At 62.4% G+C, this 17,825-nt stretch carries 1 pseudogene; it reads right to left on the bottom strand.

From position 1 onward, the window contains the following. Window positions 1-17,719 (bottom strand): annotated as a pseudogene (gene sypC, locus QRN50_RS21935) (syringopeptin non-ribosomal peptide synthetase SypC); the annotation flags it as partial. Window positions 17,720-17,825 lie beyond the last annotated feature (106 nt).

Below are 17,825 nucleotides of genomic sequence, written 5' to 3'. Positions count from 1 at the left end.
TGCGCAGTGCAACCTGCATGTACTCGCCGATGCGCTGGGCATTGATTTGCTGGACAGCCTGAATGGTGAGCATGAAAGCATCGCCCAGGTCATCGACGTTCAGGCACAACGGATAGTTGGTGCGTTCCTCCATGCTCAGGGTCTGAATGCCCTGCCAGGCTGACAATGTTTCGCTCGAAGCCGCACTGCCGTTGCTGTGGCGGTAGTTGAGCAAGGTGCTGAACAGCGGCAGCGAACCGGGCACGCCGCTGCAGCGCTGGGCCAGCGACAGCGAGGCATGCTCATGCCCCAGCAGCGCCGACAGGCGCTGGTGAGTGACCTTGACCGCCGCCAGAGCGCTCTGGCTGCCGACGCTGATGCGCAGCGGCAAGGTGTTGATGAACATTCCCAGCGCCCGGTCGGCACCGTTGCCGCCCTGCATGCGGCCCATCAGTACGGTACCGAACACCACTTCTTCACGGCCCGAAACCCGACCTGCCACCTGGGCCCATGCCAGGTGCGCCAGACTGGCAGCGCTAACTCCCAACTGCCGCGCAATACTGCGTATACGGCTGCTCAGCTGGCTGTCGAGCACCTGATGCACTTCCTCAATACCACTGCCATCGCCCTGCACGTCCTGTATGCCGTAAGCCAGGGTCGGTTCGTCGATGTCGCCGAGCATGTCGCGGAAAAACGCTTCGTGCTCGGCCTGGCTGATACCCAGACGCGCCTGGGCCACATGGTTGCGATAAGGCACCGGGGTCGGCAATTGCTCGATCTGCCCCTGCAGGCTGGCCTGCATTTCCTCCACCACCACTTCCAGCGAGGTGTGATCCAGCGCCAGATGGTGGAACAGCAACATGCCGACCAGACGCTGGTGGGTGTTGTCCTCGGCGTAGGCGATGCGCATCAGCGGCGCCTGGCCGATGTCCAGGCGATAGTGACGCGGGTCAAAACGCTCGCGCAGTCGTGTCAGCACGTCACCGTCGAGCGGATCGATGGCCACCTCTTCCAGGCTCAGTTTCGCGTTGCGCCATACCACCTGTACCGGCTGTTCAAGCCCTTCCCAGACCACACTGGTGCGCAGGATGTCGTGGCGTTCGACCACGCTCTGCAAGGCCGCGGCGAAACCGGCCAGGCACTCGCGATCATCGAAGGCGAAGAGCATCTGCAAGACGTAGGGGTCACCTTCATCCGCGGCCAGGTGGTGATAGAGAATGCCTTCCTGCAAGGGGGCCAGAGCGTAGATGTCCTGGATGTTGGCCAGGCCGCCCGGCACGCTCGCCACAACGCGATCAATCCCTGCCTGATCCAGATCAGCCAGCGGCAGCATGTCCGGGGTAATACGCTCGCAGCCCTGTACGATCAGGTTATCCGGCACCTGTACTTCTGTGTACCCGCCCACCGCCGCGGCGAGTGCGGCCAGGGTCGGCTGGCTGAACAGCACGCGCACGTCAGCCGAGAGGTCGATCTGGCGCATGCGCTCGATCAGTTTGACGGCCAGCAAGGAATGCCCGCCCAGCTCGAAGAAATGATCGTGGCGGCCAACCTGCGGCACTTGCAGCAGAGACTGCCAGATCTGTGCGATGGCGATCTCGACGTCGCCCTCTGGCGGCGCGTATTCGCGCATTGCCAGCGCCTGAGCATCCGGTGCAGGCAACGCCTTTTGGTCGAGCTTGCCGTTGGCGGTCAGCGGGAAGCTGTCCAGGGCTACAAAAGCACTGGGCACCATGTAGTCGGCCAGGGACAGCAGCAACTGCGCACGCAAGTCAGCCGCCACGATTTCGTGGCCGGGCGCAGCGATCACATAGGCCACCAGGCGCTTGTCGCCCGGTTGATCTTCGCGGACCAGCACCAGCGCTTCGCGGACCGTGTTGCAGGCGGCCAGCACGGCTTGAATTTCGCCCAGCTCGATACGGAAACCACGGATCTTCACCTGGTCGTCGTTGCGGCCCAGGTAGTCGAGACTGCCATCGGCCATCCAGCGACCCAGGTCGCCGGTTCGGTACAGGCGCGCCTGAGGCTCCTTGCTGAACGGATTCGCCAGGAAACGCTCGGCCGTCAGCGCTTCACGGTTCAAGTAGCCCCGCGCAACGCCGGCGCCGCCGACATACAGCTCGCCGACCACACCCACCGGCACCGGCTCGCGGCGTGCATCAAGTACATACAACTGCAAATCGGGAATGCGCACACCAATAGGGCTCACGCCTGAACGCTGAGCATCTGCCGCCACCAGAGGGTGATAGGTCACATGCACCGTGGTTTCGGTGATGCCATACATGTTCACCAACTGCGTACCCGCGTTGATCACCCTGGCGTACCACGGCTTGAGCATCCCGGTGTCCAGCGCTTCGCCACCAAAAATCACCTGGCGCAAGGAGTGCCGCTGATCGCTCTCGCCCTGGGCATTAAGCAACTGGCGGAATGCACTCGGGGTCTGGTTGAGCACCGTCACTCCGGCGTTGCACAACAATGCGTAGCAGTCTTGCGGGGAGCGGCTGACCAGTTGCGGCACTATCAACAAACGCCCGCCGTGCAACAGCGCGCCCCAGATTTCCCAGACCGAGAAGTCGAAAGCGAATGAATGGAACAAGGCCCAGACATCCTGCTCGTTGAAGCCAAACCAGCTCTGGGTGGCCGAGAACAGCCGGGCCACGTTGCGGTGCTCGACCATTACGCCCTTGGGCAGGCCGGTCGAACCGGAGGTGTAGATAACGTAAGCCAGGTGGCGCGGGCTGAGCCCGGTCAGTTGTGGATTGTGACCCGGTTGTGCCTGCAACGCCGGACTGTGCAGATCTACGCGTGGGCCATCGAACGAGCCTAGCAATGCCAGCCCCGCAGCATCGGCCAGCACCGCCATCGGCGCGCTGTCCTGCAACTGATAGGCGATACGCTCGGCCGGATAGGCCGGGTCAATCGGCACGTAACCCGCACCGGCCTTGAGCACCCCGAGCAGGCCGACAATCATTTCCAGGCTGCGCTCGACACAGATCGCCACCCGGTCATCCGGCTGCACGCCAAGGCCCAGCAGGTAGTGGGCTACCTGGTTGGCGCGGGTGTTCAGCTCGGCATAGGTCAGGGTGCTGTCTTCATAGCCCAGGGCCACGGCATTCGGCTGCGCCACCACCCAGGCTTCGAAGGTACGGTGAATCAGGGCGTCGTCGGCCTGCAGCGCATGCGGGGTGTTCCAGCTTTCGAGCAGTTGCTGGCGCTCGCTGGCAGGCAGGATATTCAGTGCTCCCAGCGCTGCGTCCGGGGTCTGCTCCAGTGCTTGCACCAGATTTTCCAGCACACAGTGCATGTAGGTACACACACGCTTGGCACCGATCTGCCCTTCGGCCATGACGGTCAGGTTGAAACCTTCGCCCAGGTCATCCACGCATAAGGTCAGCGGGTAGTTGGTGCGTTCTTCGCCATGCAGCGCCTGAATACCTTCCCAGGCGGCCAGCGCCTGGTCGCTCGCGTCGAGATCACCGGTATGGCGGAAGTTGAGCAGCGAGCTGAACAATGGTGTCGAAGCCGGTACGCCACTGCAACGCTGGGCCAGTACCAGCGAGGCGTGTTCATGGGCCAGCAGCCCGCTGAGCCGTGCATGAGTGGCTTTCAGACCGCTGCGCACCCCCTGCTCGCCCAGCGTGACACGCAGCGGCAAGGTATTGATGAACATTCCCAGCGCCCGGTCGGACCCGGCGCCGCCTTGCAGGCGACCGAGCAACACGGTGCCGAACACGACGTCCTCTTTGCCCGATACCGCACCCAGCACACGGGCCCAGGCCAGGTGATACAGGCTGGCGGAGCTGACCCCGAGTTGGCGGGCCTGCACGCGCAGGCGTCGGCTCAGGTCGACGTCGACCAACTGGCGCACTTCTTCGATACCACGTCCGTCGCCCTGCACGTCCTGCAGACCGAATGGCAGCGTCGGTTCATCGATGTCACCCAGCATGTCGCGGAAAAACGCCTCGTGCTCCTCGCGGCTAACGCCGAGCATGGCCTGGGCCACGTAGTTGCGATAAGGCACGGACGGCGGCAGCGAGGCTTGCTGACCGAGCATGTGCGCTTCGATTTCGCTGCTCAGAATGCGCAGCGAGGTGGCATCGTCGACCAGGTGATGGAACAGCAGCATGCCCAGCCAGCGGTTGTTCGCCGCGTCCTGTGCGTAGCCGATGCGCAGCATCGGCGCCTGACGGATGTCCAAGCGCGTATGACGAGGGTCCAGGCGCTTGAGCAATTGTTCGGTGATATCGCCATCGGCCGGGTCCAGCACCTGTTCATCCAGACCCAGAGTCGCTTCACGCCAGACCACTTGCACCGGGGAATCGAGGCGCTCCCAAAGCACCGCGGTGCGCAGGATATCGTGCCGGGCGATCACGCCTTGCAGGGCCTCGGCGAAGCTGTACAGACGCTCGATATTGTCAAAGGCAAACAGTGCGTATTGAAGGTATGGATCACCTTCGGCCGCAGCAAGGTGGTGATACAAAATCCCCTCCTGCAATGGCGCCAGCGCGTAGATGTCCTGCACGTTGGCCAGACCGCCGGGCACGCTGGCTACTACACGATCTATGTCGTCCTGGCTCAGTGACACCAATGGCAGCATGTCGGGGGTGATGCGCTCGCAGTTGGCGGGAATAAGGTTGCCGGGCACTTCTACTGCACTTTTGCCACCCACCGCTGCCGCCAGGGCAGACAGGGTCGGCTGGCTGAACAGTACGCGTACATCGGCAACTAGATCGATCTGGCGCATGCGCTCGATCAATTTCACGGCCAGCAGCGAGTGACCGCCCAGTTCGAAGAAATGGTCATGCCGGCCGACCTGCTCCAGCTGGAGCAGGTCTTGCCAGATCCGTGCAATGGCCATCTCGGTGTCGCCTTCGGGCGCTTCATAGCCACGACTGGCCACCGCCGAACGGTCGGGCGCTGGCAGGGCTTTGCGGTCGAGTTTGCCGTTGGCCGTCAGTGGAAAAGCTTCAAGGCTGACAAAGGCGCTCGGCAGCATGTACTCGGCCAGCGACAGGCGCAGTTGCTCGCGCAAGTGGGTGGCGTCCAGTTCGGCGCCCGCGGTACCGATGACATAGGCCACCAGACGCTTGTCGCCCGGTTCGTCCTCACGGACCAGCACCAGGGCATCCTGTACACCGTCACACGCGACGAGTTGTGCTTCTATTTCGCCCAACTCGATGCGGAAGCCGCGAATCTTGACCTGTTCGTCGTTCCGGCCCAGGTACTCAAGGCTGCCATCGGCCAGCCAGCGGCCCAGGTCACCGGTGCGGTACAGGCGCGCACCCGGCGCCGTGTTGAACGGGTTATCGATGAAACGCTCGGCCGTCAGTGCTTCACGGTTCAGGTAGCCACGTGCCACACCGGCACCGCCGACGTACAACTCGCCGACCACGCCGACCGGCACCGGCTCGCCGCGGGCATCAAGAACATACAGCTGCAAGTCGGGGATGCGCCTGCCGATGGGGCTGGCGCCAAGACGCTGGGCGTCTTCGGGCTGCAACGGGTAATAGGTCACATGCACCGTGGTTTCGGTGATGCCGTACATATTTACCAGTTGTGTACCGGCGTTCGCTTGCCGGGCATACCACGGCTTGAGCATCGCCGTTTCCAGCGCTTCTCCACCGAAAATCACCTGGCGCAGCGAATGCGCCTGCTCGTTCTCGCCCTGTGCGGCAATCAGCTGGCGGAACGCACTCGGTGTCTGGTTGAGCACCGTGACCCCGGCACTGCACAGCAGGTCGTGGAAGTCTCGAGGTGAACGGCTGACCAGTTGCGGCACGATCAGCAGACGTCCGCCGTGCAGCAGCGCGCCCCAGATTTCCCAGACCGAGAAGTCGAAGGCGAACGAGTGGAACAGCGCCCACACATCCTGCTCGCCGAATCCGAACCAGTCTTGAGTGGCCGAGAACAGCCGCGCAACGTTGCGATGCTCGACCATCACGCCTTTGGGCAGACCGGTCGAGCCGGAGGTGTAGATGACGTAGGCCAGGCTCGCAGCCGTCAGCCCCGACACCTCTGGATTGCAGACGGATTCGTCCTGCAAGTCGGCATCGTCAAGGCTAATGATGGGGACTTCCGTCACTGGCAAGGCTTGCTGCACTGACTGTTGACTCAACAACGCCACCGGCGTGCTGTCGCCGAGGGTGTAGGCCAGGCGCTCAAGGGGGTAAGCCGGATCAAGCGGCACATAACCGGCGCCGGATTTGAGGATACCCAGCAAGCCGATAATCATCGCCGGGCCACGCTCGACGCAGATCGCCACGCGATCATCCGGGCGCACACCCAATGCCAGCAAGCGATGAGCGACCTGGTTGGCACGTGCGTTGAGCTGGCCGTAGCTCAGGGTCTGCGCTTCGAACATCAGCGCTACGGCGTCGGGCCGTTCTGCGGCACGGGCTTCGAATTGCTGGTGGATGGGTGTGCCATTCGCGTAGTGCTGGCCAGGCTCGTTCCACTGCTTGAGCAACTGCGCACGTTCGTTGAGCGGCAGTATCGAAATGGCGTGCAGTGGAGTTTGCGGCGCCTGTTCCAGCGCATCGACCAGCCCTTCTGCTGCCAACTGCAGATAGTCGCAAAGACGCTGCGCGCCTATGCTCGCCGCCACCAGCGCAGTGAACAGGAAGCCTTCGCCCATATCGTCGACATTGACGGTCAATGGGTAGTTGGTGCGCTCTTCGTCGTCCAGCGCCAGCGACTGCATGCCATTCCAGGCGGTAAGCGCTTCATCGGTCACGGCAACACTGCTGTGACGATAGTTGAGCAAGGCGCTGAACAACGGCGCCGGTGCAACTACGCCGCTGCAACGCTGGGCCAGCGCCAGTGAGGCATGCTCATGCCCGAGTAGCCCGGTCAACCGCCGATGCGTGACCTTGACTCCGTCACGCACGGCCTGTTCGCCCAGGTCCACCCGCAGCGGCAAGGTATTGATGAACATGCCGAGGGCTCGTTCGGCGCCCTCGCCGCTCTGCATCCGGCCCATCAATACGGTGCCGAACACTACGTGTTCACGTCCGCTGAGGCGACCCAGCATTTGCGCGAACGCCAGATGGATCAAGCTCGCCGCGCTGACCCCAAGCTGCCGCGCCTGAACTCTCAGGCGCTGGCTCAAACCGCTGTCCAGCATCAGACGGGCCTGATCGATAGCGTTACCGTCTCCTTGTACATCGTGCAGGTCGAACGGCAGCGTCGGCTCGTCGATGTCGCCAAGCATGTCCTTGAAGAACAGCTCGTGGTCGCGTTCGTTCAGGCCCAGTCGGGCCTGAGCGACATAGTTGCGGTAAGGAATGGAGTCGCCAAGCCGATCGGCCTGACCGAGCAGGCAGACCTGCATTTCATAGCGCACCTGATCCAGCGCGGTGTGGTCAAGGATCATGTGGTGAAACATCAAGGTCGCCAGCCAGCGCTGGTTGACGGTGTCCAGAGCACACACCAGACGCATCAAGGGGGCCTGACGGATGTCCAGGCGTATCTGGCGTGGGTCCAGACGCTCTTGCAACTGACGGGATATATCACCAAGGCCAGGGTTGAGCTGAACTTCTTCTACGCTGAGCTCGACATGGCGCCAGACCACCTGCAACGGCTCGTCGAGGCTTTCCCAGTGCATGGAGGTGCGCAGGATGTCATGGCGGTTGATGACCGCTTGCAGCGTTTGAGCAAAGGTATCCAGGTGAGTGCGGCTGTCAAAGGCGAACTGCGCCTGCAATACATAGGGGTCGCCCTGTTCGGCGCTGATGTGGTGATAGAGAATGCCCGCCTGCAAGGGGGCCAGCGGGTAGATGTCCTGTACGTTCGCCGCGCCGCCAGGCACGCCAGCGACCACTTGATCGATCTGCACCTGGGTCAGGTTGATCAGCGGCAGCATGTCCGGGGTAATTTTCTGGCAGTCGGCTGGAATGCGGTTGGCCGGGATCACCAGCTCGTCGACCGCGCCTGCCGCCGCAGCCAGTGCCGCGAGGGTCGGCTGGCTGAACAATGTACGCACGTTGGCACTCAGGCCGGCCTGGCGCATACGTTCAATCAGGCTCACCGCCAGCAGCGAATGGCCGCCCAGTTCAAAGAAGTGGTCGTGGCGACCGACACGCTCGATGTTGAGCAAGTCGCTCCAGATCTTCGCCAGAGTGATTTCGGCTGTGCCTTGTGGCGCCTCGTAGCCGCCACGGATCAGTGCATCACCGTCCGGTGCGGGCAGGGCCTTGCGGTCGAGTTTGCCGTTCGGGGTCAGCGGCATTGCATCGAGCAGCACATAGGCCGCCGGGATCATGTGGGCCGGCAGTTGTTCCTGCAGCCAGCCGCGCAGGCTGTCGCTGTCCACCGAAGCATGCCCTGCGCTCAGGGTGTAATAAGCCACCAGACGCTTGTCGCCGGGAATGTCTTCACGGGCAGTGACCACCGCTTCGTGGACCGCCGGGTGCTTGGCCAGACGTGCATCGATCTCGCCCAGTTCGATGCGGAAGCCACGGATTTTCACCTGATCGTCGTTACGACCGAGGTATTCGATATTGCCGTCTGGCAAATAACGGCCAAGGTCGCCGGTGCGGTACATACGTGCTGCTGGCTGCTGACTGAACGGATCCGTAAGGAAGCGCTCGGCAGTGAGTTCGTCACGGTTCAGATAACCGCGCGCCACACCGGCACCGCCAATGTAGATTTCACCCGCGACGCCCAGCGGAACAGGCTGTTGCTGTTCATCCAGCAGGTAGAACTGCGTATTGCCGACCGGTTTGCCGATGTGCGCAGCGAAGCCGTCTTCGCGATCCATCGCGACCCAGCTTGAATAGGTGGTGGTTTCCGAAGGCCCGTAGAGGTTGCACAGGCGCCGGACGCCGGTTTTCTCGAACAGCGATTCCACCAGGCTGCGTTTCAGCGCTTCACCCGCCACGTTCACGGTATGGACCGACGTTGGCAGCCCGTCGACTTCCAGCAAGGCCTTGAGCGCTGACGGTACGGTGTTAATCAGGCCGATATCGTGCTCGCCGTTTTGCAGTTCCAGCACGTTCTTGACGACTTCGATACTGCCGCCCGACGTCAGCGGCGCAAAACACTCGTAGACCGCGAGGTCGAAGTTCAATGAGGTGGAGAACAGCGTTTTTTCCAGTGCCGAAGTGGCGGTCCCGGCGTCGAAAGCGCTATGCGCCCAGGTCAGGAAGTTCACGGTGTTGCGGTGTTCGATCATCACGCCTTTCGGCAGCCCGGTCGAACCCGAGGTGTAGATCAGGTACGCCAGATGCGCAGAAGTCAGCCCCGGCACCTGCGGATTCTGGACGGATTGGTCCTGCCAGTTGCCCAAATCAAGGTTGATGACTGGCACCGAAACGTCGGCCAGCAGCGCCTCGGTTGCCGACTGCGCCAGCACGGCTGCCGGCGCACTGTCCTGCAGCATGTAGGCAATACGTTCCGCTGGATAAGCCGGATCCAGCGGCACGTAACCACCGCCCGCCTTGAGGATCGCCAGCAAACCGACGACCATCTCGGCACTGCGTTCAACACAGATACCGACGCGGGAATCCGGCTGCACGCCCTGCTTGCGCAAGGCATGGGCCAGGCGGTTGGCCTGCTCGTTGAGTTCGCGATACGTCAGGCGCTGTTCGCCGTGAACCACTGCGAGCGCCTGCGGGGTGCGCTCGACCTGTGCTTCGAACAAGCCATGAATGGTCTGCTGCTGCGGGTAAGCCATTGCTGTGTCGTTGAACGCCACCAGCAATTGCGCACGTTCGCCAGCAGGCAGGATCGACAGGCTGTCGAGGGCCGCAGACGGTGACTGCTCAAGCGCATCCACCAGATGTTCCAGCACGGTCTGCATGTAAGCGCAGACCCGTTTGGCACCCACGGCGCCGGTGACCAGTACGTTCAGGTTGAAGCCTTCACCGGAGTCATCGACGTTCAAGGTCAATGGATAGTTGGTGCGTTCTTCGCTGTTCAGCGTATGAATACCCTGCCAGGCCTGGGTTGCCCGCTCGGATACGCTGCCAGGCGCACTATGGCGATAGTTGAGCAGCGAACTGAACAGTGGCGTTGGCGCGGGAATGCCGCTGCAACGCTGAGCCAGCGCCAGTGAAGCATGCTCATGACCCAGCAAGGCAGTCAGACGTTCATGAGTGGCCTTGACCCCGTCCCGCACGCTTTTCCCGCCCACCGAAACCCGCAGCGGCAAGGTGTTGATGAACATCCCCAATGCCCGCTCGGCGCCTTCCCCGGCCTGCATCCGGCCCATTAGCACGGTGCCGAACACCACGTCCTGCCTGTTTGCAACCGAGCTCAATACCTGAGCCCAGGCCAGGTGCAGCAGACTGGCGGTGCTCACCCCCTGTTGTCGGGCCTGAGCGCGCAGTCTCAGGTTCAACCGAGGGGCCAGCGCAAGGTTGGCTTCCTCGATATCAAGGCCATCGCCCTGCACATTGATCAGACCGAACGGCAGCGTCGGCTCGTCCACATCACCGAGCATGTCGCGGAAAAACGCTTCGTGATCGGCCTGGCTGACGCCCAGGCGTGCCTGGGCCACATAATTGCGGTATGGCACCGGTGTCGACAGGTTTTGAGCTTCGCCCAGCAACCAGGCCTGCATTTCATGCTGTACCACGGCCATCGCCATGTTATCGAGGACCATGTGATGGAACAGCAGCATCGCGCAGATGCGCTGATTCAGCGGGTCTTCGGCATAGGCCAGGCGCATCAGCGGTGCCTGAGTGACATCAAGGCGGTGGTGACGCGGGTCGAAGCGGTCGTGCAGTTGCGCGCTGACATCACCGGCTGCCGGGTCGAGTTGCAACATCTCAAGAGGCAATTGTGCGTGGCGCCAGACCACCTGCACGGGTGAGTCCAGACCTTTCCAGACGACACCGGTGCGCAGAATGTCGTGACGATCGATAACCGTCTGCAAAGCCTGGACGAAGGCGTCCAGGCACGCGCGGTCATCAAAGGCGAAATGCGCCTGCAGCACATAGGGATCGCCCTGCTCGGCGGCGATGTGGTGATAGAGAATGCCTTCCTGCAACGGTGCCAGCGGGTAGATGTCCTGCACATTCGCCACGCCGCCCGGCACTGTGGCGACCACCTGATCGATCTGCGTTTGGGTCAGGCTGGCCAGTGGCAGCAGATCGGGCGTAATGCGTTGGCAATCCTCGGTGATCAGATTGGCCGGCACCACGATGTCCGTGCTACCGCCAACTGCAGCAGCCAGTGCGGCCAGGGTTGGCTGGCTGAACAGCACGCGCACATCGGCGCTCAGGCCCAATTGGCGCATACGCCCGATCAGGCTCACCGCCAGCAGCGAGTGACCGCCCAGTTCGAAGAAGTTGTCGTGACGACCGATCCGGGCCACGCCCAGCAGGTCTTGCCAGATGGCCGCGATCTGCGTTTCGGTTTCACCCTGTGGAGCTTCGTAGTTGCAGTTGATCAGTGCATCGCTGTCCGGCGCCGGCAGGGCCTTGCGGTCGAGCTTGCCATTCGGTGTCAGAGGCATGGCCTCCAGCAGCACGTAAATGGCCGGAACCATGTACTCGGGCAGCTTTTCCTGCAAATGGCTGCGCAGGTTGTCGATGTCCACCGAGGTGTGCCCGGACACCAGGGTGTAATAAGCCACCAGACGCTTGTCGCCGGGAATGTCTTCGCGGGCAGTGACTACGGCTTCGTGGACCGCCGGGTGTTTGGCCAGACGCGCATCGATCTCGCCCAGTTCGATACGGAAGCCGCGGATTTTCACCTGATCGTCGTTACGACCGAGGTATTCGATATTGCCGTCTGGCAGATAGCGACCCAGATCGCCGGTGCGGTACATGCGTGCTGCCGGGTTTTGGCTGAACGGGTCCAGCAGGAAGCGTTCGGCGGTCAGGTCGTCGCGGTTCAGATAGCCCCGTGCCACACCGGCACCGCCGATGTAGATTTCACCGGCAACACCCAATGGCACGGGCTGTTGCTGTTCATCCAGCAGGTAGAACCGGGTGTTGCCGACCGGTTTGCCGATGTGCGCAGCAAAACCGTCTTCGCGATCCATCGCCACCCAGCTCGAGTAGGTGGTGGTTTCCGAAGGGCCGTAGAGGTTGCACAAGCGCTGCACGCCGGTTCTTTCGAATAGATCCTCCACCAGGCTGCGCTTGAGCGCTTCACCGGCCACGTTCACGGTGTGCACCGATTCCGGCAGGCCGTTAACTCCCAGCAGCGCTTTCAGCGCCGAAGGCACGGTGTTGATCAGGCCGATATCGTGTTCGCCGTGTTGCAGTTCCAGCACGTTCTTGACGACTTCGATGCTGCCGCCCGAGGTCAGCGGCGCAAAACACTCGTAGACCGCCAGGTCGAAATTCAATGAGGTGGAAAACAGCGTTTTTTCCAGCGCCGAGGCGTCGAAAGCACTGTGCGCCCAGGTCAGGAAGTTAACGGTGTTGCGGTGTTCGATCATCACGCCTTTCGGCAGCCCGGTCGAACCCGAGGTGTAGATCAGGTACGCCAGATGCGCTGAAGTCAGCCCTGGCACCTGCGGATTCTGGACGGATTCGTCCTGCCAATTGCTCAGATCCAGATTGATGACAGGTACCGAAACGTCGGCCAGCAGGCCTTGAGTAGCGGTTTGAGCCAGTACTGCGGCCGGAGCGCTATCCTGCAACATGTAGGCAATACGTTCCGCTGGATAAGCCGGGTCGAGCGGCACGTAACCGCCGCCCGCCTTGAGGATCGCCAGCAAGCCGACGACCATATCCGCACCGCGCTCAACGCAGATGCCGACGCGGGAATCCGGCTGCACGCCCTGCTTGATCAACGCATGCGCCAGACGGTTGGCCTGCTGGTCAAGCTCGCGATACGTCAGACGCTGCTCGCCGTGGACTACTGCCAGCGCCTGAGGCGTGCGCTCGACCTGCGCTTCGAACATACCGTGAATGGTCTGTTCATGCGGGTAATCCAGCGCGGTGTCGTTGAAACCCACCAGCAACTGCTCACGTTCGACAGCCGGCAGGATCGACAAGCCTTGTAACGACGCTTGTGGCATTAGCTCAAGCGCGTCCACCAGATGCTCCAGAGCCGTGTGCATGTAGCCACACACGCGCTGCGCACCGATCGCGTTCGTCGCCAGCGCAGCCAGTTTGAAGCCGTCACCCAAATCATCGACGTTCAACGTCAATGGATAGTTGGTGCGCTCTTCACTGCTCAGGGCATGAATACCCTGCCAGGCCTGTACGGCACGTTCGGACACGCTGCCAACCGCACTGTGGCGGTAGTTGAGCAGTGCGCTGAACAGTGGCGTCGGTGCGGCAACCCCGCTGCAACGCTGAGCCAGCGCCAGCGATGCATGTTCGTGAGCGAGCAACGCAGTGAGTTGCGCGTGTGTCGCCTTGACCCCGGCGCGTACACCCTGCCCGCCCACGGCGACCCGCAGCGGCAAGGTGTTGATGAACATCCCCAGTGCTCGGTCGGCGCCTTCGCCGGCCTGCATACGGCCCAGCAGTACGGTGCCGAACACCACATCGCGACGATCGGAAACCTTGCCCAGCACCTGGGCCCAGGCCAGGTGCACCAGACTGGCGGCACTCACCCCTTGTTGTCGGGCCTGAGCACGCAGGCGCAGGTTCAGCTGGCTATCCACGGCAAGGACGGCTTCTTCTATATCACGCCCGTCGCCCTGCACATCCTGCAGGCCGAACGGCAGCGTCGGCTCGTCGATATCACCCAGCATGTCGCGGAAAAACACTTCATGATCAGCCTGGCTGACACCCAGCCGCGCCTGAGCCACGTAGTTGCGGTATGGCACTGGCGCCGACAGGGTTTCGCTCTCGTCGAGCAGCCAGGCTTGCATTTCATGCTGCACCACCTCCATAGCCATATGATCCAGGGCCATATGATGGAACAGCAGCATCGCGGTGATTCGCTGATTGAGCGGATCCTCGGCGTAGACCAGGCGCATCAGTGGCGCCTGAGTCATATCGAGGCAGTAGTGACGCGGGTCGAAGCGGCTATGCAGTTGCGCGCCGATCTCACCGTCTGCCGGGTCAAGCTCAAGCCCTTCAAGGTGCAACTGCGCTTCGCGCCAGACCACTTGCACAGGTGAGTCCAGACCATCCCAGACCACCCCGGTACGCAGAATGTCATGACGGTCGATAACCATCTGCAAAGCCTGAACGAAGGCGTCCAGGCGCTCGCGGTTATCAAAGGCGAACTGGCTCTGCAACACATAGGGGTCGCCGACCTCGGCTGCCATGTGGTGATAAAGAATGCCTTCCTGCAACGGCGCCAGCGCGTAGATATCCTGAACATTCGCCACGCCACCGGGCACGCTGGCCACCACCTGGTCGATCTGCACCTGGGTCAGACTTGCCAGCGGCAACAGCTCTGGAGTGATGCGCTCGCAGCCTTGGCCAATCAGGTTGGCCGGTACATTGATTTCACGGCCTGCGCCGACGGCGGCGGCCAGTGCGGCCAACGTGGGCTGGCTGAACAGCACGCGTACATCGGCGCTCAGCCCCGCCAGGCGCATACGCTCGATCAGGCTGACGGCCAGCAGCGAGTGCCCGCCCAGCTCAAAGAAGTGATCGTGACGACCGACGCGCTCAACGTTGAGCAATTCGGACCACAAGCGCGCCAGGGTGATTTCCACTTCACCCTCGGGTGCCTCGAATTCGCGGCTGGCGTAGGCGTCGGCGTCCGGTACCGGCAAGGCCCGGCGATCAAGCTTGCCGTTGGCGGTCAGCGGGAAAGAGTCCAGCACCATAAAGGCGCTTGGCACCATGTATTCGGCCAGAGACGCCGCCAGTTCGCGGCGCAGTTCGACCGCTGACAAGGCGCTGTTTTCTTCGCCGACCACGTACGCCACCAGGCGTTTGTGTGCAGATTCGTCCTGGCGGGCCAGCACCACGGCTTCTCTGACGCCGGGGCACTCGACCAGACGCGCTTCGATTTCACCCAGTTCGATACGGAAACCACGGATTTTCACCTGGTCGTCGTTACGGCCCAGATACTCGACAATCCCGTCTGCGTTCCAGCGACCAAGGTCGCCAGTGCGGTACAGCAGGGCTCCAGCGTCGTCGCTGAAAGGGTTGGCGACAAACTGGGTGGCGTTCAGCTCCGGGCGGTTCAAGTAACCCTTGGCCACGCCCTGTCCGCCGATATACAGCTCCCCCGCCACTCCGACTGCTACCGGTTGGCGCAAGGTATCGAGCAGATAGACCTGACTGTTGCCAATCGGCCGGCCGATGGGTATACCGCCGCTGCCGACCGAGGTGATCTCATGGGTCGTGGAAAAGGTCGTCGCTTCGGTCGGGCCGTAGCCGTTGAGCAGATGTTGCGGTGCGCCTTCTGCCAGTACCCGGGCGATTACTGCCGGGTCCAGCACGTCCCCCCCGACGATCAGGTAGCGCAACCTGGCGAAGGCCTCCATCAGGCCGCTGGCATATTGATGAAACAGGCCCGCGGTCATCCACAGCACGCTGACCGAATGAGACAGCAGCAGCGCGCGGAACTCGTCAAGTGACAGCAGCACCGACTGCTCGACCACCACCACGCAGCCGCCATTGAGCAGCGGCGCCCAGACATCCAGGGTGCTGGCGTCGAACGCCGAGTTGGAGGCGAACGCTACACGATCTCCGGCATTGAAATCGGCATAACCGTTATTGAGCACCAGACGGCTGACAGCACGGTGCGGCACCAACACGCCTTTGGGCATGCCGGTGGAGCCGGAGGTGTACATGATGTAGGCCACCGACTCGGCGGACGCCGAATGTACCGGGTTGGGTGCATCGCTTTGCAGTTCCAGCAGGTCAAGGTCAATCCGCTGAATGCCGTCGGGCAGGTCATGGCGAGACAGCGTCAGCACCTGCCGCGCACCGCAGTCTTGCAGCATGAACGCTTGACGTTCGGCGGGGGCGTTGCTGTCCAGCGGCACATACGCCGCCCCGCATTTGATAATCGCCAACTGACCGGCCAGCAGATCAAGGGAGCGCTCCAGCAGCAATGCCACCCGCTCGCCCGGTTGCACACCGAGGTCGACCAGGTGACGGGCCAGCGCGTTGGCGCGACCGTTCAGTTCCCGGTACGTCAGGCACTGGTCATTCTGCACAGCAGCCAGTGCATCAGGCTGCGTCGCCACTTGTTGTTCGAAAAGTTCCTGCAGGCTGCTGTTGCGTGGGTATTCGCGTGCCGTGTCATTGAAGTCGTGCAGCACTTGCTGGCGTTCGGCTGCAGAGAGGACTTGCAGACGCTGCAACGGGGTTTGCGGCTGCTGCTCCAGCGCCTCTACCAGCGCGCCGAGTGCCGTCAACATGTACTCGCCGATACGCTGTGCACCGATCTGCGCCAGGGCTTGAACCGTCAGGCTGAAGCCCTGGCCCAGGTCATCCACCGACAGCGTGATCGGGTAAGTGCTCTGCTCCTCGCTGCCCAGACTCTGCAAGCCGTTCCAGGCTTGGAGCGCTTCGGCTGAAGCCACCGCTTCGCTGGCACTGTGACGGTAATTGAGCAGCGAATTGAACAACGGCGCCGGTGCGGCAACGCCGCTGCAACGCTGGGCCTGGGCCAGCGACGCATGTTCATGACCGAGCAAGGCAGTCAGCCGTGCATGGGTGGTTCTGACCCCTTCACGCACCGCATGCCCTTCGAGCCTGACCCGCAACGGCAAGGTGTTGATGAACATGCCCAACGCCCGGTCGGCGCCGTCGCCGCCCTGCATCCGGCCCATCAGCACCGTGCCGAAAACCACATCCGATTTGCCCGACAGTGCACCCACCACCCGCGCCCAGGCGAGGTGATGCAGACTCGCGGCGCTGACCCCAAGCTGTCGGGCCTGGGTCCGCAGACGCGCGCTCAATGCGTCATCGACGGGCAGGTGCACATCTTCGATCAGTGAGTCGCCGCCCGGCGTTTCGAGCACGCCGAACGGCAACGTCGGCTCATCGATGTCGGCCAGCATCTCGCGGAAAAAACCTTCATGAGCATCAGCCCCGACACCCAGTCGGACCTGTGCCACGTAGTTACGATAAGGCACTGCTTCGGGCAAGGCATGGCCTTCGCCGAGCAGAAACGCCTGCATCTCATGCTTCACCAGGTCCAGCGCAGCGTGGTCAATGGCGATGTGGTGGAACAGCAGGATAGCGACCCAGCGCGCGTTGGCCGGATCTTCAGCGCACACCATGCGCATCAACGGGGCCTGGCGCAGATCGAGGCGGAAATGCCGGGGATCATAGCGTTCGTGCAACTGGGTTTCGATGTCGCCGCCAGCCGCGTCCAGCGTCAGCTCATCCACGCCAAGCGTTGCTTCGCGCAACACCACTTGCACCGGTTCTTCGAGGCCTTCCCAGACCATCGCCGTGCGCAGGATGTCATGGCGTTCGATCACCGCCTGCAGTGCCTGGGCGAAGTCGTCGAGACGTTCGCGGCTTTCGGCCCCGAACAACGCCCGCAACACATAGGGATCGCCCTGCCCGGCCGTCAGGTGATGATAGAGAATCCCTTCCTGCAGGGGCGCCAGCGGGTAGATGTCTTGCACATTGCCAGCCCCACCCGGTATCGCGTCGACGATTCTGTCAATCGCTTCCTGGCTCAGATTGGCCAGCGGCAGCATGTCTGCAGTAATGCGAAAGGCCGGGCTGAGCCAGTCACCGCCCATTCGAGCCACCAGCGTAAGCAGTTCCGCCTTGTGCACGCTCAGGCTTTCAAGAGTGGCACTGTCCAGCCCCTCGTCGTCACCGAGAATTACCAGATCGTCTTCTTCCTGTTGAAGACGGATAGCGTGCGTGGAAAGAACTGCCATCAATTCGCTGAAGTGCATCGAGTAACCTGCTGTTTATCATTTCGGAGAGGGTCGACGACTCTGGAGCACGGAGTCGCAAACAGTGTTCGCACGATAAAAACGGAGGGGCTTCGAAACTCGAAGA

It is taken from the genome of Pseudomonas sp. MEJ108 (genome assembly GCF_030208985.1).
Lineage (GTDB): Bacteria > Pseudomonadota > Gammaproteobacteria > Pseudomonadales > Pseudomonadaceae > Aquipseudomonas > Aquipseudomonas fragariae.
This window is presented reverse-complemented; position numbering and strand designations above follow the sequence as displayed.